24 protein-coding genes are annotated in these 25,446 nt (G+C 50.9%); 8 read left to right on the forward strand and 16 right to left on the reverse strand.

Features of this window, described 5'->3' with window-relative positions; translation table 11 throughout:
• Nucleotides 1–58: 58 nt before the first annotated feature.
• Complete coding sequence (locus AACQ84_RS00240; protein ID WP_041443695.1) at nucleotides 59–4,453, forward strand: GAF domain-containing protein; 4,395 nt, start codon at nucleotides 59–61, stop codon at nucleotides 4,451–4,453.
• A 114-nt stretch (nucleotides 4,454–4,567) separates the two neighbouring features.
• Nucleotides 4,568–7,702 (forward strand): hybrid sensor histidine kinase/response regulator, encoded by a 3,135-nt coding sequence (locus tag AACQ84_RS00245; RefSeq protein WP_012305690.1) that lies wholly within the window; start codon nucleotides 4,568–4,570, stop codon nucleotides 7,700–7,702.
• A gap of 12 nt (nucleotides 7,703–7,714) precedes the next feature.
• Here the strand turns inward: AACQ84_RS00245 and AACQ84_RS00250 are convergent, their stop codons facing one another.
• The 10 genes from AACQ84_RS00250 to AACQ84_RS00295 all read right to left on the reverse strand — a co-directional run bounded on the left by AACQ84_RS00250 (nucleotide 7,715) and on the right by AACQ84_RS00295 (nucleotide 13,869).
• On the reverse strand, nucleotides 7,715–8,368 hold the full coding sequence (locus AACQ84_RS00250) for a DUF3318 domain-containing protein (protein WP_012305691.1): 654 nt from the start codon (nucleotides 8,366–8,368) through the stop codon (nucleotides 7,715–7,717).
• 117 nt (nucleotides 8,369–8,485) lie between these two features.
• Nucleotides 8,486–8,833 carry an ArsR/SmtB family transcription factor gene (locus AACQ84_RS00255; RefSeq protein ID WP_012305692.1) on the reverse strand — a complete coding sequence of 116 codons (348 nt, stop codon included), beginning with the start codon at nucleotides 8,831–8,833 and terminating at the stop codon, nucleotides 8,486–8,488.
• A gap of 63 nt (nucleotides 8,834–8,896) precedes the next feature.
• Nucleotides 8,897–9,394 carry an acetyl-CoA carboxylase biotin carboxyl carrier protein gene (gene accB / locus AACQ84_RS00260; RefSeq protein WP_012305693.1) on the reverse strand — a complete coding sequence of 166 codons (498 nt, stop codon included), beginning with the start codon at nucleotides 9,392–9,394 and terminating at the stop codon, nucleotides 8,897–8,899.
• Between the two features lie 85 nt (nucleotides 9,395–9,479).
• Complete coding sequence (gene efp / locus AACQ84_RS00265; protein ID WP_012305694.1) at nucleotides 9,480–10,037, reverse strand: elongation factor P; 558 nt, start codon at nucleotides 10,035–10,037, stop codon at nucleotides 9,480–9,482.
• A 104-nt stretch (nucleotides 10,038–10,141) separates the two neighbouring features.
• Complete coding sequence (locus AACQ84_RS00270) at nucleotides 10,142–10,798, reverse strand: ComF family protein (RefSeq protein ID WP_012305695.1); 657 nt, start codon at nucleotides 10,796–10,798, stop codon at nucleotides 10,142–10,144.
• Entirely contained in the window at nucleotides 10,795–11,214 is a 420-nt protein-coding gene (locus AACQ84_RS00275; protein ID WP_012305696.1) for a type II toxin-antitoxin system VapC family toxin, read from the reverse strand. Before AACQ84_RS00275 ends, AACQ84_RS00270 begins: the two co-directional genes overlap by 4 nt.
• 6 nt (nucleotides 11,215–11,220) lie before the next feature.
• Nucleotides 11,221–11,460 (reverse strand): FitA-like ribbon-helix-helix domain-containing protein, encoded by a 240-nt coding sequence (locus tag AACQ84_RS00280; RefSeq protein ID WP_012305697.1) that lies wholly within the window; start codon nucleotides 11,458–11,460, stop codon nucleotides 11,221–11,223.
• 96 nt (nucleotides 11,461–11,556) lie between these two features.
• On the reverse strand, nucleotides 11,557–12,456 hold the full coding sequence (locus AACQ84_RS00285; RefSeq protein ID WP_223209900.1) for a hypothetical protein: 900 nt from the start codon (nucleotides 12,454–12,456) through the stop codon (nucleotides 11,557–11,559).
• 217 nt (nucleotides 12,457–12,673) lie between these two features.
• Nucleotides 12,674–13,633 carry an acetyl-CoA carboxylase, carboxyltransferase subunit beta gene (gene accD, locus AACQ84_RS00290; protein WP_012305699.1) on the reverse strand — a complete coding sequence of 320 codons (960 nt, stop codon included), beginning with the start codon at nucleotides 13,631–13,633 and terminating at the stop codon, nucleotides 12,674–12,676.
• A gap of 26 nt (nucleotides 13,634–13,659) precedes the next feature.
• Nucleotides 13,660–13,869, reverse strand: a complete 210-nt coding sequence (locus AACQ84_RS00295) for a hypothetical protein (protein WP_012305700.1) — start codon at nucleotides 13,867–13,869, stop codon at nucleotides 13,660–13,662.
• Nucleotides 13,870–14,020: 151 nt separating this feature from the next.
• Here AACQ84_RS00295 and mutT point away from each other — a divergent pair, with 151 nt between their 5' ends.
• Nucleotides 14,021–14,419, forward strand: coding sequence for an 8-oxo-dGTP diphosphatase MutT (gene mutT / locus AACQ84_RS00300; protein ID WP_012305701.1), 399 nt, complete (start codon nucleotides 14,021–14,023; stop codon nucleotides 14,417–14,419).
• Between the two features lie 107 nt (nucleotides 14,420–14,526).
• Here mutT and rnc read toward each other — a convergent pair whose 3' ends face one another.
• Entirely contained in the window at nucleotides 14,527–15,252 is a 726-nt protein-coding gene (gene rnc, locus AACQ84_RS00305) for a ribonuclease III (protein WP_041443295.1), read from the reverse strand.
• An 89-nt stretch (nucleotides 15,253–15,341) separates the two neighbouring features.
• Here rnc and AACQ84_RS00310 point away from each other — a divergent pair, with 89 nt between their 5' ends.
• The 3 genes from AACQ84_RS00310 to AACQ84_RS00320 all read left to right on the forward strand — a co-directional run bounded on the left by AACQ84_RS00310 (nucleotide 15,342) and on the right by AACQ84_RS00320 (nucleotide 20,502).
• Nucleotides 15,342–15,842 (forward strand): hypothetical protein, encoded by a 501-nt coding sequence (locus AACQ84_RS00310; RefSeq protein ID WP_041443296.1) that lies wholly within the window; start codon nucleotides 15,342–15,344, stop codon nucleotides 15,840–15,842.
• A 43-nt stretch (nucleotides 15,843–15,885) separates the two neighbouring features.
• Nucleotides 15,886–18,888 (forward strand): UPF0182 family protein, encoded by a 3,003-nt coding sequence (locus AACQ84_RS00315; RefSeq protein ID WP_012305704.1) that lies wholly within the window; start codon nucleotides 15,886–15,888, stop codon nucleotides 18,886–18,888.
• A gap of 105 nt (nucleotides 18,889–18,993) precedes the next feature.
• Nucleotides 18,994–20,502, forward strand: a complete 1,509-nt coding sequence (locus AACQ84_RS00320) for a bifunctional metallophosphatase/5'-nucleotidase (protein WP_049761529.1) — start codon at nucleotides 18,994–18,996, stop codon at nucleotides 20,500–20,502.
• Between the two features lie 81 nt (nucleotides 20,503–20,583).
• On the opposite strand, the gene AACQ84_RS00325 is transcribed toward AACQ84_RS00320, so the two are convergent.
• The gene (locus tag AACQ84_RS00325; protein ID WP_012305706.1) at nucleotides 20,584–20,838 is read right to left on the reverse strand and encodes a chlororespiratory reduction protein 7; all 255 of its coding nucleotides are present in this window, start codon (nucleotides 20,836–20,838) and stop codon (nucleotides 20,584–20,586) included.
• Nucleotides 20,839–20,875: 37 nt separating this feature from the next.
• Between AACQ84_RS00325 and AACQ84_RS00330 the strand changes: the two genes are divergently transcribed.
• Complete coding sequence (locus AACQ84_RS00330) at nucleotides 20,876–22,306, forward strand: protein adenylyltransferase SelO (protein ID WP_012305707.1); 1,431 nt, start codon at nucleotides 20,876–20,878, stop codon at nucleotides 22,304–22,306.
• A gap of 44 nt (nucleotides 22,307–22,350) precedes the next feature.
• Complete coding sequence (locus AACQ84_RS00335; protein WP_012305708.1) at nucleotides 22,351–22,530, forward strand: PCP reductase family protein; 180 nt, start codon at nucleotides 22,351–22,353, stop codon at nucleotides 22,528–22,530.
• Nucleotides 22,531–22,532: 2 nt separating this feature from the next.
• Here AACQ84_RS00335 and lpxB read toward each other — a convergent pair whose 3' ends face one another.
• The 4 genes from lpxB to AACQ84_RS00355 all read right to left on the reverse strand — a co-directional run bounded on the left by lpxB (nucleotide 22,533) and on the right by AACQ84_RS00355 (nucleotide 25,419).
• Nucleotides 22,533–23,705: a lipid-A-disaccharide synthase gene (gene lpxB / locus AACQ84_RS00340; protein WP_012305709.1), complete on the reverse strand. Its 1,173-nt coding sequence runs from the start codon at nucleotides 23,703–23,705 to the stop codon at nucleotides 22,533–22,535.
• Nucleotides 23,706–23,711: 6 nt separating this feature from the next.
• A complete protein-coding gene (lpxA, locus tag AACQ84_RS00345) occupies nucleotides 23,712–24,515 on the reverse strand; it encodes an acyl-ACP--UDP-N-acetylglucosamine O-acyltransferase (protein ID WP_315862069.1) in 804 nt (267 codons plus the stop codon).
• A 43-nt stretch (nucleotides 24,516–24,558) separates the two neighbouring features.
• Nucleotides 24,559–25,026: a 3-hydroxyacyl-ACP dehydratase FabZ gene (fabZ, locus tag AACQ84_RS00350; protein ID WP_012305711.1), complete on the reverse strand. Its 468-nt coding sequence runs from the start codon at nucleotides 25,024–25,026 to the stop codon at nucleotides 24,559–24,561.
• A gap of 135 nt (nucleotides 25,027–25,161) precedes the next feature.
• Nucleotides 25,162–25,419, reverse strand: a complete 258-nt coding sequence (locus AACQ84_RS00355) for a TIGR03643 family protein (RefSeq protein WP_012305712.1) — start codon at nucleotides 25,417–25,419, stop codon at nucleotides 25,162–25,164.
• Between the last annotated feature and the right edge of the window lie 27 nt (nucleotides 25,420–25,446).

The raw sequence follows: 25,446 nt of genomic DNA on the forward strand, positions 1-25,446 counted from the left end.
GGCCCCTCATTTTTTCATTTCCCTGCGTTTATCTAAATTGAAATTCCCTGAAACTGCCATGACTCAAGCTCCCTTCCGCCCCAACAGCTCCCAAGACAACCGTCTTCAGCCCCAACCCCTCGACCACGACCATAAAGAACACCCCATCGAAGAAACGGTGACCATTGTGCCGGTACAAGCCACCAGCACCAACAAGAAGCATTCTACCCTCACCTCGAAGGCTGGCACCCTTGTTAGTGAGCTTAGTAATCTCCGTTCCAACATCGACATGATGACGGAAGAACTCCAATCTCTGTTAGCCACGGAACGGGCAGCGGTGGAGCGGGCGGAACTGCTCAATGCGATGACTTCCCACATTCGTGAGTCCTTAAGTTTTGAATATATTCTCAATGCGACGGTCTCGGATGCACGCAATGCCCTGGATGTAGACCGGGTGGTAGTGTATGTCTTTGATGATCCAGATTGGCTCGGCAAAGTGATGTACGAGTCCGTGGAACGGCGGTGGCCCAGTGCTTTGGGAATGTCCTATTCCCTGGTGGGGTTGTCAGACCATGCCATTCGGCTCTTTCAGCAGGGGCGGGTTGAAGCGTTCAACAATCTCGGCCACGGAACAACAACGGATGATACCCAACTGGATCAATGGCAACAATTGGAAGTCCAGGCAAGTTTAACGGCACCGCTGCTTTTGGGGGGAGAGTTGTATGGGTTATTGGTGGCCCACCAATGTGCGATCGCCAGGGAATGGTCAGAGTCGGAGATCGAATTTTTCCGGCAGTTAGCGGTACAGGTGGGTTACGCCCTCGACCAAGCCCAATTGTTAGATCAACAGCGGGCGGCGGCGGAACAGGCCCAATGGTTAAACCAAATCAGTGCGCGGATCCGGGAATCTCTCACGCCAGCGGATATTTTTGCGGCGGTGGTTCAGGAAGTGCAAACTGCGCTCCGGGGCGATCGCACGGTGGTCTATCAGCTCGGTGAAAATGCCCTTGGGGGTCAAGTGGTCGCCGAAGCTGTAGAACGGCAGTTTCCGACAATCCTGGGCCTAGAACTCGATCTTCCCTGGCTGGAAGCCGCCCACCAAGACGCCTATCTCCGGGGTCAGGTGACTGTCATCGAGGATATCTACGAGGCCAACCTCGATGAAGCGGTGCTCAATCACCTCAAGGCGAAAGGGATTCGCGCCAGTGCGATCGCCCCCATTATCGCCCGCCAAAAACTCATGGGCTTTTTGATGGTGCACCAATGCTCACTACCCCGCCGTTGGGCCGATAGTGAACTAGAGATTTTGCGCCAGGCCGCCACCCAGGTCAGCACTGCCCTCGATCAAGCCTTTGCCCTCCAACAGCAAGAAAATGCCGCCCTCCAGGCCCAAATTCTCAATGAATTGTCGTCCCGTCTCGGTAGTTTTAATGACACCGCAGAGATCCTCGAAACAGCAGTAGACGATGCCCGCGAAGCCCTCCAAGCCGACCGAGTGCTCATTTTTCGGGTCGATGGCCCCCAAAAAGCCCTGGCGATCGCCGAAGCTGCTGATCCCCGCTGGAAAAGCCTCATGGGCAAAACACTCCAGGACTGTGGCCTCGATGAACGCTACCTCAAGCAGGCCCAGCGCGGCAAACTCACCGTCCTAAATCGCCTCAGCGACATCGGTTTGAGTGCCTCCCAACTAGAAACCCTCGACCAGGCCCAGGTGCGGGCAATGATGATTGCTCCTATTACCATCGAACGCAATCTTTTCGGCCTGATCGTCGTCCACCGTTGCCAAGGTGCCCACCCCTGGCAAGAAGTCGATAGCAACCTACTCCAGCAAATTAGCAACCAAGTTAACTTTGCCCTCGAACGCATTAGCCTCATTGAACAACGGCAGATGACCGCCGAGCGCGCCCAACGCCTAAGTGAGATGAGTGCCCGTCTCCAGGAATCCCTCGAAGTCCAAGAAATTCTCAGCGCCGCCGTCGAAGAAGCGCGAGACATCCTCACTGCTGATCGAGCGATTGTCTATCGCTTGGATCAAAACTGGCGCGGCCTGATCAATGCAGAATCCGTTGTGTCTGGTTTTGAGTCGATCCTGGGATTAAAAACCAACGAACCCCGTGTCACCGAAAAATTTGCCAAGGCCTACATCCGGGGGAAAGTGACGGCCTACGCCAACATCTACGAAGCCGACTTTATCGACTGTCACATCACCGAATTTGCGACCCATGCCGTTAAAGGCTACATGGCCGTTGGCATCGTCGCTAACCAAAAGCTCTATGGCATGTTGATCGTGCATCAATGTTCTGGGCCGCGCCAATGGACTGACCTAGAGATCAATACCCTAAAGCAAATTGCCCAGCAGATTGGCTATGTTCTAGAGCAGGCTTTCCTCAAGGAAGAACAAGACCGTGCCAAGCGCCTGAATGAAACCCGGATGCGACTCCAGGCCGCCTCGACGGTAGAGGCCATTCTCAATGTCGCCGTCGAAGAAGCCCAGGATCTTTTGGGCACAGACCGGGCAATTGTCTATGAATTTGATTCCTCTTGGAAAGGGCTGATCACCGCGGAATCGGTGGAGCAGGGCTACCCCACAACCCTCGGCTTACGCACCAATGAACCCCGAGTCACAGAAAAGCTCTCAAAAAATTACCAGAAGGGTCACATCGTCGCGATTCCCGATATTTTTAATGCTGATTTTGTTGACTGCCATGTGAATGAGTTTGCCCCCTATGGCGTCAAGGGTTATATGGCCACCGGGATTAGTGCGAACCAACGTCTCTATGGCATGTTGATTGTGCACCAATGTGCCAGCACCCGTCTTTGGAGTGAGACGGAAATTGATATCCTCCGTCAACTCTCAGAACAGGTGGGGTATGCCCTCGACCAGGCCCTCCTCCGCCGGGAACAGGAGCAGGCACTCGTCCGGACACGCCAAGTAAACCTCATCAGTTTCCGGATCCGTGAATCCCTCGATCTAGAACGAATCTTCCGGACTGGCGTCGAAGAAGCCCTCAAGCTCATGAAGTGCGATCGGGTCGTAGTTTATCGCTTTGATGACAACTGGGATGGCCGGATTAAATACGAAGCCGTCAAATCCGGTTGGCGCAAACTCAGCGAAGATATGATGACCTCCGGCGATGCCCCCTGTTTCCCCGAAGATTACGTTGAACCCTATCGCCAAGGGCGGGTGCAAGTGACCCCCGATGTCTCCCAAGCTGGCCTCACCGCTTGTCACGAAGAACAACTCGGTAAATGGCAGGTAAAAGCCAACGTGGTGGTTCCCATTCTCGTTAACCAAAAGCTTTATGGTCTTTTGGGGGCGCACCAATGTTCGAGTACCAGAGAATGGGAAGCTCCCCTGGTAGAGTCCTTCCGTCAGGTGGCGATCCAGTTGGGCTATGCCCTCGACCAAGCCCTCCTCCTCGAGGAAGTCGAAACATCCCGTCGCCAAGCAGAAATTGTTTCCGAAGAACAGCGTCAACAGCGGGAGCAACTCCAAGGGCAAATTGAAAACTTCCTCGAAGAAATCGAAGAATCCTTTGAAGGGGATTTGACCGTGCGGGCTGGGGTCACCGAAGGGGAAATGGGCACTGTCGCTGACTTTTTCAACGCCACCCTCGAAAATCTCCAACTGCTGGTACAGCGGGTACAGGAATCGACAACCATTGTGTCAGACACTGCCCAAGAAAGTGAATCCTTGATTCAAAACCTGTCTGCGGAAGCGTTGCGCCAAGCCGAAAGCGTCAATGTGGCCCTTGATAAGCTCTTTAAAATGACTGGATCCATCCAAGAGGTCGCCAGCAACGCCCAGGAAGCCCAAGCCAAAGTCCAATTGGCCAACAAAACCCTCCAATCAGGGGACATGGCCATGAACCGGACTGTCCAGGGGATTGTGGCGATCCAACAGACTGTTGAAGCAACGGCCCGCAAGGTTAAAAATCTGGCGGATTCTTCCCAGAAGATCTCCCGGGTCTTAAACCTGATCCGCGAACTGGCCAACCAAACCAATTTACTCGCCCTAAATGCTTCTGTGGAGGCAACTCGCGCCGGGGAAGAAGAACAGGGATTTGCCGTCGCCAATGAAGTGCGCACCCTAGCGGAACAATCGGCCAACGCCACCAAGGAGATTGAGGCGATCATCGAAGAAATCCAGGCGGAAACCAACGAGGTGATCAAAGCCATGGATGTGGGCCGGAAGCGGGTCTTGATCGGGACGAAATTGGTGAAAGGGACACGCCAAGCCCTCACGGATCTCGCCAAGGTCAGTATGAGTATCAACCAAGCCGTCGAAAAAATTGCGGATTCGGCGTCTACCCAGGTTGATATTTCCAATGAGCTGAACCAAACGATGCAGGATGTGGCCAATGTTTCTAGTCAAACCTCCGCCCAATCGGTGAAGGTGGCGGAATCGTTCACCAAGCTCCTGGGGGTAGCCGGGGAACTGCAACAGAGTGTGTCTCGCTTTAAGGTGCAGTAGTTGTCGGGGTATCGGGGAGAGGCGATCGCCCTTTCCCCACCCTGTCGAGTAACATCGCATCGCAACATTATTTTTTATCATCACATCGGTTGAGTAGGGGATCATCATCCAATCATGGCCAAGGAAACAGTTGATACAAACGATCAAGCCTATGAATTCTTTGTCCAGGAATCACAGGCGCTTTTGCAGCACCTCGAAACGGGTTTGATGAACCTCTGCCAAGACCACGAAACACCGACAATCCATGGTTTGATGCGGGCCGCCCATTCCATTAAAGGGGGCGCTGCCTGTGTGGGCTTGATGGCTATCCAAGCGATCGCCCATGATCTAGAAAACGGCATCCGGGCTCTTTATAAAGAAGACACTGTATTCGATGTGGAGCTGGAAAACCTGTTGCTCGAAGCCTATGACGCCCTCCAAGACCCCATCAATCAGCAAATTCACCAGGGAGAATATGACCCTGACCACGCTTTAGGACGGGCAAAACCGATCTTTAGCCAGTTAGAAGAAAAGTTAGGTCATGCCCTAGATGAAGCGGCAGAACTGCCGGAAATGCAGATGGAAGGGGATATTACTGAATTTATTTTCAAAGAAGAAGTCCCCCAGGCCCTTGGTCGCCTCGAAAATTACGTCAACAAACCGCCGACGAAAAATCCCCACGGGGAACTCGTTTCCCAAATGGAAGTTTTGGCGACCCTAGGCGATATGTTGAACCTCGAAGGCTTTGCGGCGATCGCCCAGGTGGCCCAAACGGCCCTTGAAACCAATGCTGAGCAGTACCTAGAGATTGCCCGCTGCGCCCTTACTGATTTTCAAGCGGGCCAAGCTGCTGTCCTCGCTGGCGATCGCACCCAGGGAGGAGAACCCAGTGCCGCCCTCCACCAACTCAGCCAAACCCAGACTCCCTCCCCGTCAACGGCACCAGAAACTCTTCCCCTAGAGACGGTCAATGACCTCGTGAATAACGGCAATGGCGAAGATTTAGGAAACGGTCTTTCCCTCGATGCCGATGAACTGGCCGCCCTCCAATTTTTAACCCAAAATGCCCGACCAGAAGCCGAGATGCGACCCGTTCTGAGTGACATTGATCTGGCTGAACTGATCCTAGAAGCCGATGACGCCCTAGGGGAGGTCGATGTAGATCTCACGAGCCTGGTGCTCATGGATGAACCGGAACCCAGCGAACCGATTATCCAGAATGATATTGTTTCCACCGAGGACGAGACTCCCCCCAGCCCTCCTCAGACTGAGGCGTTAGAACCCAAGTTAATTCCAAATTCTGCAGCAGCAGCTCCGGTTCCAGAAAAGGCTCCGGTTCCAGAAAAGGCGATCGCCCCCCCTGCCAATCCCGTTCTACCAAGCATCGACACCAATAGCCTCAGCGTGCGCCTCGACATGGGCCGCCTCAATCACCTCAACAGCCTGGTTGGCGAATTAGTCACCCAGGACAACAGCGCCCTACTCCGGAATAAACAAAGCAGCGATGCCCTCGATTCCCTCAAACGCTGGTATGGTCGCTTCGATAAAATTACCGCGCAATTCCAAGAATATGCCAAAGAACTGGTGGTCAAAAATCCCCAGGCCCGGGCTCAGTTGGCGCAATTTGTCATTTTTGCTTCGACCATGACCGAGGAAATGGCCCAGCTCAGTGAAACCATTGAAGACACCACCCTCATCGCCCAGCAGGATCAGCAGGCCCTCAAACAACGACAACAAACCCTCAAACAACTAGAAAATAATCTAATCCAAGCGCGGATGTTGTCCATTGGGGAGCTTCTGAACCGTTTTCCGCGCACTGTGCGTGATCTTTCCGTTAAGGGTAATAAACCCGTCAGCCTGAACCTAGAAGGAACCGATACCCTTGTGGATCGAGCGATTTTATCGAAGCTCTATGATCCTCTGGTTCACTTAGTTCGTAATGCCTTTGACCATGGCATCGACTCCCCCGAAGAACGCCTTGCCCACAATAAATCAGAAGCGGGCACGATTACAATCAAAGCCTACAACCGGGGCAACTCTACTTACCTTGAAATCCAGGATGATGGTCGCGGCATTGACATTGAGAAAGTCCGTGCCAAAGCCGTGCGCAAAGGCTTAGTCAGTGCCACTGAAGCGGCAGAATTATCTCGGTCACAACTGTATGAATTACTCTTTGTTCCGGGTTTTTCGACAGCAGAAAAAGTCAGTCATTTATCGGGTCGGGGGGTGGGCCTCGATGCGGTACGTCTGCAAATTCGCGCCCTCAAGGGAAATATTTCCTTGACCTCTGAGCTAGGCCAAGGGACAACTTTTACCCTCCGGCTCCCCTGGAGTATGACCATTACAAAATTGTTGATTTTCCGTTGTCAGGAGAGTGTCTTTGCGGTGCCTATCAATAGTTTGTCGGCGATCGCCGCTGCCGAAAAAGCAGATCTCACAAAAGACGGTCACCAAGAACAGTTCCGCTGGCAAGGGAAAACAGTGCCCCTCGTCCAGGCCCTCCTGAGTGGCTTTAATTATCCCGCTTCGGCCATTGCCAGTCGGCAACAAATTGGCTCTTTAGCCCAGGGCAATATTAGTAATATTTGGAATCAAGTGGGCCAACAGATGGTTTTGGTCATGGCCCAGGCCAATGAAGTGATTGGTTTGCGGGTCGATCAAATTCTCCTCGAACAAGATCTGGTGATCAAACCCTTTGGGACGGCGATCGCCTCACCTCGGTATATTTCTGGTTGCACTATTTTAGGGGATGGTCGCCTGGTTCCCGTTCTAGATAGTGCCGCCCTCATTGAACGGGTCTGCCAAAAAGATAGCCACAACACAACCATTATTAATCCCCAATTCCAGACCCGCCAGCCAAAATTAACTTTGCCGACTGTCCTCGCCATTGATGATTCTCTAACGACCCGACAAACCCTCTCCACCACCCTGCAAAAAGCCGGTTATCGTGTCATCCAGGCCCAAGACGGTGCCGACGGCCTCAACCAACTGGAGCTTCACCCTGAAGTGGTCGGGATTATTTGTGACGTGGAAATGCCCAATATGAACGGCTTTGAGTTTCTCGGCCGCTGTCGCAAAAAACATCCGAAAGCGGAACTTCCGGTGCTAATGCTGACTTCCCGGGGCAGTAAACGCTACCGGCAGTTGGCCCAGCAGTTGGGAGCAAATGGCTACTTAACGAAGCCCTATTTAGATCAAGAGTTAATCGAAACCCTCCAAGGGGCGATCGCCGAAACGAAGGCGAAACCAGCGGCGATCGCCACCCCTTAATTACTACAGGAATTAGCTCATTTTCGGACGGCGTACCTGTTGGTCTTCCATCTGGGCCTTGGCTTTGGCGGCACTCTTCCGTAAGAACTGGAGCCGTGTTTCGTAATCCTTGCGTTTGCGGCGGTTGGGGGTTTGCTCAATCAGGGCTTTAAGGGCACTCCCCAAACTCTTGTAGGCATTGGGTAGGGTATAACCAAACCGAGTAGCGAGGCGAATCGCCTGTTCGTCGGCATCAATGGCGATGGTCATCCGTTTTTCACCGCTATTTTTTTGCCATAGTCGGTAACCCGAAAAACCACAAAGGGCGATCGCCAAAACCAAGAGCAAACCATCCTGAACCCAAAGCTCGCCCACAGCACCCCCCAGACCAATGGCGAGGGCTGCCATTTCCCAGCCTTCCCGGGGAATTGTATCGTTCTGGATCTTTGCGACTTCATGCCAAAACAAGAGGTTGCGTTGGTCAATGGCGAGATTTTCCCACTTCGCCAAATCAATTTGAATTTCGACTTCATCTTTCCCTAATTCTTCGCAGCGGATGAGGGGGGGATTGACTTCTGTGGTGCCCTCAACCATCACCCAACTTTGCAACTCAGGGGGCAACAGCGTCTTGAGGCGACGCAGCTCACTCATTTCGGCTCTGGCAGAAAAAGTGGAATAGGAAGTCATAGGATCGGCAATCTGTAGGTGGGCTAGGGAATAAATTCTTGCTTCGTTATAACAATTGTAAACTTTCGTGACCTAATCCTTTTGTTAACCTTGGACAGCATCAACAAAGGCGATCGCCTAGGAAGTCAAAGAGGCATTGCGAAACTTCTTTGCCTGTTCTTCAATGCGCTCAGCCAAGCGATTACAAACTAAATTACACAGGTCATAAATCAGCTCATCACTGACCCGATAATAGGCAGAAGTTCCTTCACTCCGTCGCTGTAAAATTCCTGCCTGGAGCATCACCTTGAGGTGTTTAGACACGTTTGCTTGGCTTGTATCCGTTGCTTGAACCAAATCCTGGACGCAGCGTTCCCCGTCCTGTAAAAGACCTAAAATCCTCAACCGCATCGGTTCTCCCAGAACACTAAAGTACGAAGCTACCTGTTGGAGAACTTCTGGGGGCATCTGATGGTCGTCAGGCATTGGTTTTCTCAGAAAAAGGAATAGATAGTTTAAGACTATTGTATCAATTGATTATTGGAACGCTTAGGTTGGGTTGACCCACATTAGGGTCTGACCAAATTCAATGGGTTCACCGTCTTCAACGGCAATTTTAACAACTTCACCGCTGACTTCTGCCTCAATCTCATTCATTAATTTCATCGCTTCGATGATGCAAACGGTTTGACCATTGCCAACGCGATCGCCAACGGCAACGAAGGGATCTTCACCAGGGGCCGGCGCGCGGTAAAACGTTCCCACCATGGGGGAGGTAATGGCGACCCACTTATCATCAATGCTCACACTGGGAGCCGGGGTTTCCGCTTGGGAGGCTTCTGGGGTTGCAGTTGCTTGAGAAACAACGGGAGTGGACATTGCTGGTTGGGCGATCGCCTCGGACATCACCATCGTCTGGGGAGCAGCCACAACAGTACCTTTGCTCACACGGAGTTCAAAATCATCGGTTTTGAGTTCAAACTCGGTGACATTGGTTTGGCCGATGGTGGATAGAAGTTCTTGGATCTCTTGTAAATTAATAGCCACAGAACAGGTTATTCCTCACAACTGCATGGGTAGGGGGGAGATCCAAGCCAGGATTAGTGCGGATCTCCAAAAAAGCTTTGGGGCTTTATTCGCGACCGAGATAGGTATCGGTGCGGGTATCGATCTTAATGCGCTCACCAATCGAGATAAAAAGAGGCACATTGACCTGGGCCCCTGTGGAAACGATGGCGGGTTTGGTGCCCCCTGTGGCCGTGTCGCCTTTCACACCAGGATCTGTTTCCGTGACTTCGAGGACAACGGTATTCGGGAGTTCAACGTCAATGACTTGGCTGTTCCAGAAGAGGACATTAACTTCCATTTCTTCCATCAAGTATTTAACGCGATCGCCAATTTGCGCTTCCGTTAGGCGGACTTCTTCATAGGTTTCCATATCCATAAAGACAAACTGCTCGCCCTCTTTATAGGTATGTTGCATGGTGCGTTTGTCGAGGATCGCTTGGGGAACGGTTTCACCAGCGCGGAACGTTTTTTCAACGACGCTGCCTGTTTGGGCGTTTTTTAGTTTTGTCCGGACAAAGGCAGAACCTTTACCGGGTTTAACGTGGAGAAATTCGACGACGCGCCACACTGAACCGTCTAATTCGATGGATGTACCAGTACGAAAGTCATTACTTGAAATCATGGAGCTTTAGCAACATTACGGGCTTGCATAATCAAACCATATTCTACCGTTGATAGGGAAATTTCCGGCTAAATTCCTCGACTGCTTTCGGGGGGAGGATTTTTTCAGGTTTTAGGGGTGGCGATCGCCGCAATGCCGCAAACTTCTAAGCCCCCACGCACAAGGGTTTGTTGGGCTTCAGTGGCCGTTGTCCCCGTTGTGTAAATGTCGTCGATCAGCAAAATAGGCTGGCGCAATCCTTGGGATATGACTTTAGGGTTAAGGGAAAAAGCCCGTTGCAGTTCCCGTTGTCGTTGTGCCACCGTCAGTTCAAAGAGGGCTTGGGTTGCTTTTGGGCGTTGGAGAAGCTGGGCTTCGTAGCGCAATCCGGTGACTTGGGCAAATTGACGGGCGATAATCTCGGCTTGGTTAAAACCCCGTTGCTGTTGTTTTGCGGGGTGCATTGGGATGGGGATAACGGTTAATTTTTGCTGGTTTGGAAAGGATTTTCGCCATTGCGAACCCAATTGGGTACCGAGCCAGCGTCCCAGTTGAGGGCAATTGTCGTATTTCATTGTGGCGATCGCCCGTTTGAGGCTGCCGTCATACTGGCCCCAGACGAATAGCGGCAGATCGTTTTGCCAGTGACGTTTAGGATTGATGAGCTTTGTTTTTTGTAATTGGCGATCGCAGTCCCGACAGACGATATTTTCTCCAGGGCGATCGCAGAGGGGACATTTATCCTGAAGAAATAGGGAAAAGAAATCTTGAAAAAGTTTCATGATTGCCAAGGATTAACAACATCGATGCCACAATGATGAAAATCGTCAATATTGCGAGTCGCGATAATACCTTGGTTGATCAAACAAATCGCCGCAATCTGAGCATCAAACTGAGATATTGGCCTTCCTTGTCTTCGCCGCGCAGATGAAATGTCTGCAAAAGCAATGGCGGCCTCATCATCAAAAGCGAGAATCTTATGGCGAAACTCCATTTGGAACATATTCCGAGCCGCTTGAGTGAGCTGCTCCCGTCGCTGTCCCTCTGGCAAAGTGGCAATACCATAAAGAATTTCTGCTTGAGTGATCGCTGTAATAAAAAGTTCTGTACGGTTTTTTTGGGCAATCCAAGCTTTCACCAGATGGGAGCCTTGGGGCTTCATGAGCTCAGAAAGAACATTTGTATCTAAAATAATCACCGTGCTTCAAGCGAGAAAGACATCGCGAATTTTTTCCCGGGGGGGTAAGGGAATTTCAAATTCATCGAATTCTTGAAAATGTTGGGCGATCGCCTCCACCAAATTTTGTGATGACTCCTCTGCAACTAAAGCTTTTTGCAATATATCAATAATTTCTGCTTCGAGGGTACGTCCATGTTTCTGGGCACGTTCTTGTAAACGCTCGCTGAGATGCCGATCTAAATCGTGAATTGAGATGCTGGCCATATTTTTTTAGGCGTAATTGTCTAACTTCGATTGTAATGTGTCATAAAAAAACTCCCTCAGACAGAAGGAGTAATCTGCACTAACGAGTGTTTTTCATTACTTGGCGAATTGAATGTCTAAGGTACGCATATAAATTTGCATCCCTGCATCCTGTACCGGAAAAACAAAGGCATCTTCGTCAGACTCATTGTGGTGGGAATGCCAAAGGCTCGGCGGCGTCACAAAGACACTATTGGGCTGCCACATTACTTTCACTGGGTTGATGATATTGCCATCGTTATCAAGGGATTTGCCGATCAATGTGTAGGTATTTTCTTTCGCTGAAACCGCTAAATCTAAGGCAATGGAATTGTGACGGTGGGGCTTTTGGGAAGAATGGGGCGGCACCAGATTATACAAAGACCACATGGTGTGGGTGGCGGTGCGGGTTGCTTCGCTTTCGGGGTTGCCTAAAATCACACCGTTACGGTTGAGGTTGCGACGAATGCCTTCTTCCCGGATACGTTCAATTTCGCTGTTGAGATATTCGCTGGCATAGAAAGCGGGTTCAAAGCGCGGAGCAGTGGGCCGAACGCCAAGATAAGCCAACATTGGTGCGTCGTGAACCCAATAGAGCGCACTATCTTCATCGGCATAGTGGGTAACGCCTGCATTCATTGGCAGGGTAAAGGAATCACCTTTTTTCCATTCGAGCACGCCATATTCAGTTTCGGTACGCCCGGCACCACGCATCACATAAAAAACTTCAGAACTGGAAGCGGCGATCGCCGGAATCTGTTCCCCAGCATTAATCCGAATGTAGTTAGCGAGAAGATTCGGAGTCGTGGCGGGGTATTTTGTCCCCAGTTCCACCGCAAGGTCGAGGGGGATGACCCGTGTTTCACCGGATTCATGGAGGCTGGCCGGAAATGCACGAATGGGTACATCTGCTAAACGCGGATTGGCTGCCTTGTGATATTCCCAGCTGAGAGCTGTCTTTTGCCAAGTCTGATTCATGACATTTTCCATATCCCGACTCCCGCTCAACCTAAATTGATGCCTAAAGAAAAATGTCTCTCCGCGACGCCCTATCAAGCCATTGTTTGGGTCGATGCAAAGAGATGTTTAATCAAAGTTAACATGAATGCCAGTAATAACAGTACATTTAGCAACAAAATCCCTAAAGGATGCCATTGTTTATGCTAATCACGGCAATGTTTTTTACTTACTTTGTCTACTTGTAAAAGTCGTTGGTTGAAGTAGAGGCAATGGGTTCGTAAACTTTTTCTTTTTCCACATGGGGAGCCAATTGTAGCTCTGGCAGAATCGGGTGAAAGGGCTGATGGAGACTAATCATTTGGGCGAGGGTTTTTTTCAATTCAGTGCGGGGCACAATCGCATCCACAAACCCATGTTGGAGTAAATATTCAGATGTCTGAAAATCGTCAGGAAGTTTTTCGCGCAATGTTTGTTCAATGACGCGGCGTCCAGCAAAACCGATGGTTGCTTTGGGTTCGGCAAGAATCAAATCGCCCAACATCGCAAAGCTAGCGGTGACGCCCCCGGTGGTGGGATTAGTCAAAACAGGGATGTAGAGTAATTTTTTGGTGCGATGGCGTTCGAGGGCACCAGAGATTTTCGCCATCTGCATCAGACTGAGCATGCCCTCTTGCATTCTTGCTCCACCAGAAGCACAAACAACCACCACGGGTAAACCTTCGGCGGTGCCATGTTCTACGAGGCGACAAATTTTTTCGCCGACAACGGATCCCATGCTGCCGCCCATAAAGCCAAAGTCCATCACTGCCAAAGCAAGGGGTAAACCGTCAATCAGTCCTGTGCCAGTGATTACAGCATCGGTGAGGTTCGTTTTCTCTTGGTAATCTTTGAGGCGATCGCTATAGGCTTTTTTGTCGCGGAATTTCAGGGGGTCGGTCGGCGCGACATTCTGACTAATTTCTGTCCAGGTGCCTTCGTCAATCAATTGGCGTACCCGTTCCCGACTGCCGACCCGGTTATGGAAGCCACACTCTTTACAGACCATTTGATTGTTGCGGAGGTCTTTAGTGTAGGTGAGAGCATCGCAGGATTTGCATTTCGTCCAGAGGCCATCGGCAATCTCGCGCTCCTGTTGGGGCTGGAGCTGGGTTTCAGAATTTTGGCGATTTGCGGCAAACCAATCAAAAAGAGACATAGGCGATTAGGGCGAAACACAAGGGTTTAGGGGTCATCTTCTGGGGGACTGAGCAGCAGTAAGGCGGTCCATTGATCAGGCGATCGCACCTGGAGGGCAGCTTGGCTTCCTTGCCCAAAATAAATGCCCAGTCCAATATCTAAAACGCGGTTGGGGATACTGTGGGCGGTGAGAATTTCTCCCATCATCTCAGCTTCCCAACGGGCTTTTGTGGTTTTAATTGTAATCCAAGTCACAGTTTAGAAAAAGACAAAAGGTAGAGGTGCCTAAAGTACAAGGACAATTCTAAATGGTTTATTTCAACAAAAACCTCAATTGATCTGGGCAAATGCGGCGGGAGCCATCTCCTATAATGATCGGGTTTATCTTGTGTGCGGAGTTAAAAAAATGTCGTCTTTGCCCCATAAGCAGATCGGTGTCGCCGTTATTCGCGATCGCCAAGGAAAAATTTTAATTGATCGCCGTTTAGACCAAGGGGAAATGGCGGGCCTGTGGGAGTTTCCTGGGGGGAAGATCGAACCAGGGGAAACAGTAGAAGCCTGTATTGCGCGAGAAATCCAAGAAGAAATTAATCTCCAGGTAGAGGTGGGCGATCGCCTTATGCTAATTGAACATGATTACCCGAAATTCAAAGTTTCACTCCATGTGCATTGGTGCAGTGTCCTGGCCGGAGAGGCCAAACCCCTTGAATGTGCAGAGATTTTGTGGGTCAATCCCGGCGAATTGGGGCAATACCAGTTTCCAGAAGCCAATCAAGCGATCATCGAGGCAATTCAAGAAAGCTAAATGGAACCCTAAATCTGGGCCAATCGTCTAAGAATTTTAGTTTGGGTGTGAGGACAATAGAAGGGCGTCGGGGGATCGTAACTCAGGCCAGATCTCCGGGCGCTTTTCTATGGCTGAGGCGTGAAATTTTCGAGGGGGGCGATCGCCTCAAAGGCCATGCGGGCGGCAGCTTGTTCAGCGGCTTTTTTAGAACGACCAACCCCTTTACCGAGCAAAGTATCCCCCAGCTTCACTTCCGCCAAAAATCGTTCTTCTTCGTGGCGAAATTCTGGATTTTCAGTCACTTGGTAGGTGGGGAGTTTTTGGTATTCCCCTTGGCTCCAGGTTTGCAGGGCATCTTTATAGTTTTCCCGGGCTGGATCTTGTTTAATCTCAGCGGCTTTGTGGCGGAGATGCTCATCGAGCCAAGGGTGCACAAGGCTTAAATCGTTGGTGGTGAGGAATAAGGCCCCCAACATTGCTTCAAAGGCATCGGCCAACAGGGAAATTTCCCCAGCACCGTGGTAATGGCCGTGGTAGGACAAATATTTTTTGAGATTGTAGCGGTGGGCAAATTCTGCCAGGGTGCGATCGCTCACGAGGATCGACCGAATGGCGGCAAATTCTCCCACGGGTTCAGCGGGATATTCGGCGTAGAGCACTTCAGACGCGGCCAGACGCACCACCGCATCGCCGATAAATTCTAACTGTTCATAATTTTTGTCGGGGGAAATGCTGGGGTGGGTGAGGGCCAGATCCAGTAAATCCCAGCGCATACCATGGTAATCGGGGAGGCCGAGGCGATCGATGAGGCGACGGAGGCTTTTTTGACGTTGGGGAGGAACCATGGAAATACTAAGATAGCAAAAGTAGGGAACTTTGCCTGGTGATTTTCGTCTACTCTCTACACCATAGCAATTTGAGGCAACATCAGCGGAGAATTATGGGCTTTTTTGGGCAACGGATCACACGGCTCACTCAGTTAACCCTAGGCTCTGCCTTGGTCGCGGCGGGCTTATTTCCCAGCCCTGGGGCGATCGCCAAACCGGATCGTAAACCCGAACCGACAATCGTGCAGCAATCTTCGGGGTCTAGTCAGGGGCTTCCTGGCCGCCAAACGTGGCAAGGCATCCTGGCCGATATTCGTAGTCAATATCAAACCATTCCAGACAGCCGCTTTACCCAGTTACAGGGGGATGATTTTTTTCGGAATCAGCTTTTTTCTTTGTTTTGGGGGCAAACGGGCGATCGCCGCACCATCCAAGAAATTCTTGTCGATCTGCTGCTGAATGGCTCCCGTTCCCAAACTTCCCAAGGCTATTACTTTTACGACGTGGATCGCCGCTGCCTCCCTCCGGGCCAACAACAACGCCTCGCCAGCGGTAAACCGATTCCCCCAGGCATCCTACAAAAGTGCGGGCGGCCAATTTTCCGGAATTATTGATCGAGCGTGATTTTTAGGCCAGCAAGTCGATACAATCGGCACCATGGATAAAAAATGGTCACTAATTATCTATCTATGCTGTGCGATCGCCGCCGGCTGGGGTCTATTTGAATTAGTCTCCCGTTTCCTCGTTGAACAATTTTGGTTCGCTGAGCTAGGGTATCGTTCTGTCTTTTTGAAGCAGGTTTCCCTACGCATTGGCCTGTGGAGTCTTGGTTTTTGTGGCTCCTTTGTGTTCCTCTGGATAAATTACCGGGTGGTTGACCGCCAGGAATGGCAAATAATCCCGGATCAGTCGGGGGGCGATCGCCAAACCAATGTGCCCCGCCCTCCGTTGCAATGGTGGCAAAAATTTTTCCTCGAACCCATCCCCTATCACAAGAAAATTCCCGAATCACCGGCGATTAATTTTCGGGGATTACTGCTGTTAATGGCCGGGTTTAGCCTGTTGATTGTCTTGATTTTGTTCCACTACGGCTCGGTGGTCTGGGAAATGGGACAACGGGACATGAGCCTGCCGCTAATTACCCCTGCTTTACCGGATCCCCTGGCATTCAAATCATTGCGCAGTTTGTGGCAATTTACCCAACAGCAAATCTGGCGTTTGGGGTTAGCTGTGGTGGTGTTGGGGGGCATCCTTTGGCGACGGTGGTTTTCCTTGCGGGCGATCGCCGTGGTTTTAAGTCTCTGTTTCGGGACGATCCTGGCGAATAATTGGGTGCGGATATTCCAGGGTTGGTTTGGGGTGCCCTTCAGCCAAATTGATCCGATCTATAACCATGATGCTGGTTTCTATGTTTTTACCCTGCCCCTGTGGCAAATCCTCGACTTTTGGTTTGAGGGTTTATTTCTCTATGGTTTGGTGAGTGTCACCCTGTACTATCTGCTATCTGGCGATAGTTTTTCCCAGGGGCAGTTTCCGGGCTTTAGTCCAGCCCAGTTACGGCATCTCAATCTCTTGGCGGGCCTCCTCTTCCTCGCCGTGGCCGGACGCCATTGGTTAGTACGTTATGAGCTGCTCTACTCCAAGCTGGGGGTGGTTTATGGGGTGAGCTATACCAATATCAACGTCGATCAACACGTGGAAATTCTCCTCACAGTTTTGGCCTTGGCGATCGCCGCTTGGTGTTTAGGGCAATTCTGGCGTTATCCCCACCGCCGTACCGTTTCTATCCGTCGCCAACAGCCCCAGGTGTTAAAGGGCATTCTTTTGTATATCGGCGTTATGGCCATCGGTGCTATTCTCTCTGCCGGGACCCAACGTCTCATCGTGCAACCGAATGAATTAGCCCGGGAGCGTCCCTATCTGGAATACAGCATCGCCTCCACCCGTAGAGCTTTTGGGCTAGATGCCATCGAGTCACGGGTGTTTAATCCAGAGGGGGAACTCACCGCCTCCGACATTGACAGCAATCCCCTAACCATCAACAACATCCGCCTATGGGACAGTCGCCCCATCCTGCAAACTAACCGCCAATTGCAGCAAATCCGGCTGTATTATCGCTTTTCGGATGCTGATATTGATCGCTATACCCTACGCCTAAACCCAGACCAAAATCCCAGCCAACAACAGGTGATCATTGCCCCCAGGGAGCTAGATTATGAAGCGGTGCCAGAACAAGCAAAGACTTGGGTGAACAAGCATCTCATTTATACCCATGGCTATGGTTTTACGGTGAGTCCAGTCAACCGGGCTGAGGAGACTGGCTTACCCCAATATTATGTACAGGATATTGGGGCCGGGGCGACGGCAGATAATGGCAATTTGACTACCTTAACCCCAGCGGTACGGGAGGCAATTCCCATTGGTCAACCGCGCATTTACTACGGTGAGCTGACCAATAACTACGTGATGACCGATACCAAGGTGCAGGAGTTGGACTATCCCAGTGGGGAAGATAACCGCTACAACACCTACGACGGGACGGGGGGCATTGCCTTTGGGAATCCTTTGAAACGTTTGTTTTTCGCGCAATATCTCCGGGATTGGCGGATTTTGTTATCCAATGATCTCACCGGTGATACTCGCTTGTTGATGCGACGCAATATTAATCAACGGGTGCGGGCGATCGCCCCATTTTTGCGGTTTGATCGTGATCCCTACCTTGTGTCAGCTGACATTGGTGAGACCAACCGCCTCGGCGAAAAAAATTACCTCTATTGGATTTTGGATGCCTACACCACCAGTGACCATTATCCCTATGCCGATCCGGGGCGACATCCTTTCAACTACATCCGCAACTCCGTCAAGGTGGTGATCAATGCCTACAATGGCACGGTGCGTTTTTATATCGCCGATGCCGCCGATCCGATGATCCAAACTTGGGCAAGGGCCTTTCCAGAATTGTTTCGTTCCTTTGCCGAATTGCCCGATGGTTTAAAAGAACACCTGCGCTATCCAACTGACTTGTTTAATGTGCAGTCCGAACGCCTCCTGAGCTATCACATGCAGGATCCCCAGGTTTTCTATAACCGCGAAGACCAGTGGGAAATTCCCCAGGAAGTTTATGGAAATGAACCCCAGGAGATCGCCCCCTACTATCTGATCATGCGGCTACCCACGGCCACTTCAGAGGAATTTATTTTGCTCCATCCCTATACCCCCACCAGTCGCCCTAATTTAATTGCCTGGTTAGCGGGCCGCGCCGATGGAGAACATTACGGCAAGCTGTTACTTTACCAATTCCCGAAACAGAAGTTGATTTATGGGCCGGATCAAATTGAAGCCCTCATTAAACAAGACCCGGTTATTTCCCAGCAAATTTCCCTCTGGAATCGAGAAGGTTCCCGGGCAGTGCAGGGCAAGTTATTGGTAATTCCCATCGAACAGTCGCTCCTCTATGTGGAACCCCTTTACCTAGAGGCCGAAGAAAATAGCGTCCCGACCTTGGCACGGGTGATCGTGGTTTATAACAACCAAATTGTGATGTCCCGCACCTTGGAAACAGCCCTCAACACGATTTTTCGTCCGGAGCAAGTAGCGCCCCAGGAGGAGACGATTTTTCGGGATCTAGAAACAGATGTGGTCGTTCCACCACCTGTCTAGGGAAATTGCCCTTCAGCGCAAATATCACAATTTATGAGCGATCGCCTTTTGCGGCGGTGACCTGAACCATCATGAAGGGATTAGTGATGGATTTGGTAATAACCCATGTTTTTTGATTGCTTTGGGAAGGTCGTTCGTTCTACGGTGCTGGTGTCTGGGGCCATGGTCAGTTTGGCAATCGCCCCCCTATCTCTCTGGGCTGAAACGGTAGAATTGCAACTGCTTCACCTCAATGATGTCTATGAAATTACGCCCCTGGGTGGTGGGGCAACGGGGGGCCTGGCGCGGTTGGCGACCCTACGCAAGGAACTGCTCGCCGAAAATCCCCACACTTTCACCGTTTTAGCTGGGGATTTATTTAGTCCGTCGGCCTTGGGGACTGCGGTGGTTGATGGCGATCGCCTCGCAGGAAAACAAATTGTGGCGGTGATGAACCAAGTGGGCTTGGATCTTGCCACCTTCGGTAACCACGAATTTGACATCAGCGAATCCCAGTTCAAGCAACGCTTAGCAGAATCAGATTTCCAGTGGTTTTCGGGGAATGTCCTGACGGCGGCGGGGGAACCCTGGGATAATGTACCTCCCTACGTGATTGAAACCATTTATGGTGAGGCGGGCACCCCGGTGCGTGTTGGTTTTGTGGGGGTGGTAATTCCGAGCAATCCCGTAGATTACGTCACCTATCTCGACCCGCTAGAACAGATGGAAATCCTCGTCGCAGAATTAGAGGCACAAACGGATATTATTGTGGCGGTCACTCACCTGGCGATGCAGGATGACCATCATCTTGCTGAAAATATCCCGGAAATTGACCTAATCCTGGGGGGCCACGACCATGAAAATATTCAACAGTGGCGTGGTGCGGATTTTACGCCGATTTTCAAGGCCGATGCCAATGCTCGCACGGTTTATCTCCATAATCTCAGCTACGACACAGAAACGGAGCAGCTTACAGTTCAATCACATTTGCAACCGATTACCGGGGCGATCGCCGCAGATCCAGAAACAGAACAGGAGGTTAATTATTGGCAGCAACTGGCCTTTGATGGTTTTCGGGCTGATGGTTTTGAACCAGAGCAAATCATTACCGAAAGTCCAATCGCCCTAGATGGTTTGGAAAGTTCCGTGCGCAACCAAGCCACAGCGTTAACGGACATCATTGCCCAGTCGATGTTAACGGCGACACCCGCTGCCGAATTAGCCATTTTTAATGGCGGCTCGATCCGTGTTGATGATGTGCTGCCTCCCGGCCCGTTGTCCCAGTATGATGTGATTCGGATTTTGCCCTTCGGCGGAAATTTGGCCACCGTCGAGATCAAGGGCACAACCTTGGAACGCATTCTCAATCAAGGTTTAGCCAATCGCGGCACCGGGGGATATTTGCAAACGGCGAGGGTGACCTTTGTCCCGGAAAGTCAAACCTGGCAAATTGGCGATCGCCCTTTAGATCCCGAACGCATTTATCGGGTCGCAGCGACGGAATTTCTCATCTCCGGGCGAGAAACGGGCCTCGATTTCTTCACGCCTGACCATCCCGATGTGACCTTGCTCGAAACGGGAGAAGATGTACGTTTTGCCTTTATTCAACAGCTCCAACAGGAATGGATCGATTAGAACCCTCCCCTAGCCCTTCCGCTGGAAGGGAACAAGAAGTCTCCCTTATGAAGGGAGATTTAGAGGGATGTGGGGGATGTCCTATTTTTCAAACCGTACCGCATACCACTGCAAAAAACCGTCCTCAATTTCCAATTCACAATAATCTGCGAGGAGTTGATCAATTTGCGCTTCCTGGGAGGAAAGGTTCGCTAACTCTGGGGGCAGTAGATCCGGCTGGGTAGCAAATAGATCCTGGAAAAAAGTACGAATTTCTTCCGGCTCCATCAATTGTTCCGGGTGGTCGTGGCGCAACACCACATAACCATCCACTTGGTACATAATCGGATCTGCCATAATATGCCTTAATGCTTTTTGGTTTAATTGTACGCCTATGGCCCCCATCAGTGAGCTCACTCAAAATCCCCTCGTTTGTCTGCCCTACGAACAGGTCTTTGCAAGCCTAGGCGATCGCTTTTCTGATGAAGTGACAGCGGCAGATTTTCCTCACCATGAGCTACGCTTCCGCAATGACGCCGTTTTAGAAAAATTGGGCCTTGAACCGAAACAAGTAGACGATCAAGATTTTCTCGAAGCGTTTGGTCAGTTCCAAGCGCCCCATCCCTTGCGGGCCATGTGTTACCACGGCTATCAATTCGGTCAGTACAATCCTCAGTTAGGGGACGGACGGGGTTTTCTCTACGGGCAGGTGCGCGCCCAGGATGGCTTACTCTACGATCTCGGTACGAAAGGTTCTGGGCAAACTCCCTATTCCCGCAATGGTGATGGGCGTTTAACCCTTAAGGGCGGCGTTCGGGAAGTTTTGGCGGCAGAAGCATTGCATCAACTGGGGGTAAATACCTCCCGCTGTCTAAGCTTGATCGAAACGGGGGAATCCCTCTGGCGGGGGGACGAGCCTTCTCCCACTCGGTCTTCAGTGATGGTCAGGTTCCAGCGATCGCATATTCGGTTTGGCACCTTTGAACGGCTCTACTATCTGCAACGGCGGGATTTGTTACAGCAACTCCTCGACCATGTGGTGGAACATTACTACGACGAATATGTTGGGGATGAGGATGCCTACGCCCTGTTTTACGCTGATTTGGTGAAGCGGGTGGCACGATTAGCGGCCCAGTGGATGGCGGCGGGCTTTTGCCACGGGGTATTAAATACGGACAATATGGCAATTACGGGGGAAAGCTTTGATTATGGACCCTACGCGTTTATTTCCAGCTATGACCGCAAGTTTACGGCGGCTTACTTCGACTACAGTGGTCGCTATAGCTACGGCAACCAACCAATGATCTGTCGTCTGAATTTGGAAATGTTGCAAATGCCCCTGGCGCTGGTGATGGATAAGCGGGATTTGGCGACGGGCCTCGTGAATTATGAAATCGAATATGAGCAAACCTATCGCCAGTTAATGCTCGAAAAATTGGGGCTGCGAGATTTGCCGGAAGATCTAGGGGCCGATCTGTTTGCCGCCACCCTAGCACTGTTGGAGGAAACCCAAACGGGCTACCACGACTTTTTCTATCAGTTGGCAGCTCAGTTTAATTACGCTTGGCGATCGCATTCCAGCACCATTTTGGAAAATAGTGATTTGTCAGGGCCGCTCTTTGAACAATGGCAAGGACTTTACCAGCGGGCTTTACAAGAAATCCCTGAACCTGAGTTGGCACAAATTGGCGATCGCCTCCAGCAGACCAATCCAAAAACGGCTCTACTGCGTCCGGTGATCGAATCTGTTTGGGAACCGATCACCACAGAAAATAACTGGCAACCCTTTAACGAGTTACTCGACAGAATTCGCACGAAACAATAATCTTTTGAACGAAACAGTTTTTATTTTGATTGAGATTAACCCCGATGGAATGGATAGACGAAGCTAAAGAACTCTTTAAAAAAATACCCTTTTTTGTGCGACCCTTTGCCAAAAAGAAAATTGAAAAACTTGCCGAAGAAATGGGAGCAAAAATTATCGATAAGGAGATTTATATCCAGGCTAAAGCTCAATTTAATGACCCCAAAAAATCGGGGGAAGCCTAATTTTATCGCCCGTGATTGGGAAAAGTGAGAATATCGACAGCCGCCACATCACAGGCTTTGCCATCGCCCATCACTGCCCGCATTTCTTGATAATCTTGCTGGAGTTGGGCTTGGCGATCGCCATCCTGGAGTAATGCCAAAGATTCCTGGGCAATGCGGAGGGCGGTCGCTTCTGTTTGTAGTAATTCGGGAACGATGCGCCGCATCAGGGTCAAATTCACTGGACACATGAACGGAATCGAAAATTTCAGCAGATGTTTCGCAATCCAAGCGGTGACGGGATGCACTTTGTACAGCACCACCTGGGGGACGTCTAACAGGGCAATTTCGAGGTTTACGGTGCCCGATTTTGTGATCGCTAGATCCGCAGCGGCGATCGCCAAGGGAGTCTGGGCTGGGTCATCGATGAGAATTGCATTTAAACCTGCCTCATTGATGTCTGTTTCTAGGGTTTTGCGATAGTGAGGTAGAGCGACGGGAATTAAAAACTTCACCTCCGGCACCTGACGCTGGAGAATTTTGGCCGCTTCCACCATCACAGGTAAGAGATATTTCAGCTCCTGGCGGCGGGAGGCTGGCAACAAGGTGATCAGGGGGCGGTCTTGGTTGAGGCCCAGTTTTTCCCTAGCGGTGGCACGGCGGGGACAGGTGGCCATTTTCGCCACGAGGGGATGGCCCACAAATTTTACGTCTATGCCGTATTCTGCAAAGTAACGGGCTTCTTCCGGGAAAATGGCAAGAATCCGGTCGGTGATGCGGGCGATCGCCTTTGTATTGTTGTCATTAAACGACCAAACCCAGGCCTGGGGCGCAATGTAGTAAATAATTGGCACCTGGGGCAACTGACGGCGAACAAAGTTACCGATGCCAATATTCGGGCCGATGTAATCGATCAGCACCACCAGATCCGGCGGATTTTCTTTGAGATAGCGTTTCGCCTGCCGTTGAATGCGGAGGGTCGGAATGATGTAGGGCAGGGATTCAATCAGACCGATGGAGCCAATTTTTGTGGTGTTACCCAGGAGGGTTGCTCCCGCTGCAGCCATGCGATCGCCACCGAGGGCAGTAATTTTTAGGTCAATATTGAGCGCCTCGGCCTGACGAAAGAGCGCTTCCACCAAGAGACTCCCCTGGAGATCGCCGGATACTTCCCCCGTACTGATGAAAATATGCATTATCGCCTAGCTCCGTTTCCCCGGAATTAAACCCCGACGGCTGGGGTCAAGGGCTTTTTCGAGAAACTGTTGGAGATGTTGGAGATGTTCATGGTCGCCGATAGTCGCAAGTTGGGCGATCGCCTCGGAGGTTTTGAGATCCGAGCGGTACAGTAAACGAAATGCTTGTTTGAGCAGACCCATTTCCGCCGGGGTTAAACCACTGCGCTTGAGGCCCACCAAATTCAAAGAACGCACCTTCGACGGGTTGCCTTCGACCAGCATAAAAGGTGGCACATCCCGATCAATGCGACTCATGCCGCCCAACATCGCCATCTTGCCGATATGTACAAACTGGTGAATGCCCAACATCCCACCAATCACCGCTCGCGATTCGATTTCCACATGGCCGGCGATCGCCACATTGTTCGCAATGATGATGTTGTTTTCCAGAATGCAATTGTGGGCCACATGGACATAGGCCATCAGGAGATTGTCATTCCCAATGATCGTTTTTTCTCCCGCCGCCGTCGCCCGATTCACCGTCACATATTCGCGAATCGTATTGCGATCGCCAATTTCAACTAAACTGGCTGCCCCCTGATACTTGAGATCCTGTGGTTCTAAGCCAATGGCCGCCCCTGGGTAAATCCGATTCCCCTGACCAATGCGCGTATAACCATCCAAAATTGCATGGGCACCAATAACCGTACCTTCCCCAACCGTGACATATTCACCAATCACTGCATAGGGGCCAACCTGAACCGTTGGATGAATTTGAGCGTTGGGGTGAACCACCGCCGTCGGATGAATCAGAGTACTCAAAAGAATTCTCCAGTGTGCTCCATAGTAGTGTAGTGGGCCTCAGGGCCAATTATTCAAAATTCAGACGGGAAAAGAGCATCTCCCCTTCCACCGCCACTTGACCATCCACGGTGCCACAGCCCTTCATTTTCGCAATGCGCTTGGCCTTTACCGTGATCACTTCCACCGTCATAATTAGCTGATCACCAGGGACTACCGGTCGCCGAAACCGAACTTTATCAATCCCAGCAAACGCAAAAAAGCTATCTTCCATCCCCGGCATTTGGGTCAAAATAAACCCGCCCACCTGGGCCATCGCTTCCACCATCAGTACCCCCGGCATGATCGGGTGATTTGGGATATGACCTTGGAAATGGGGTTCATTAAAAGTGATATTTTTCAGACCCACAGCCTTTTCACCAGGAATATATTCGAGGATGCGGTCTACCAGCGAAAAAGGATAGCGGTGGGGTAATAATTTTTGAATCTCTTCGACGGGGATCGGCTGGGCCAAAGTTCCGGGATGTTCTGTGGTCATAGACGGTGATCAATTAATAACAGTCTGTGCGGCTAGTTTAGATTACTACAAAATGTTAATTCTGCAGCGCTTCTCCACGGCAGATCTGTATTAGTGCCCCATGCGGATGAAAATCAGGTCAGTCCATGGCTTCGATTAAGAACCTGTTTGATTTGCGGAACGAAATCGCCCTTCTATGAAATCTCGCTTTTGGAGATGTTTTGTGTTCCGCCCGGTCACCCGCTTGCGCCACATCTTAAAACTAGAGCGTTTCATATAGCGCCGCATGATTTGAATCACTTCCTTTTCCTGAAGCCCAAATTGCATCTCAATGGCCTCAAAGGTAGTGCGGTCTTCCCAGGCCATTTCGATCACCCGGTCAATGGTGGCCTCATCTAGCGCCTCAAAATTCATTGTTGTCTTTTAATAAGTTCTATCTAA

The organism is Picosynechococcus sp. PCC 7002 (genome assembly GCF_963860125.1).
Lineage (GTDB): Bacteria > Cyanobacteriota > Cyanobacteriia > Cyanobacteriales > MRBY01 > MRBY01.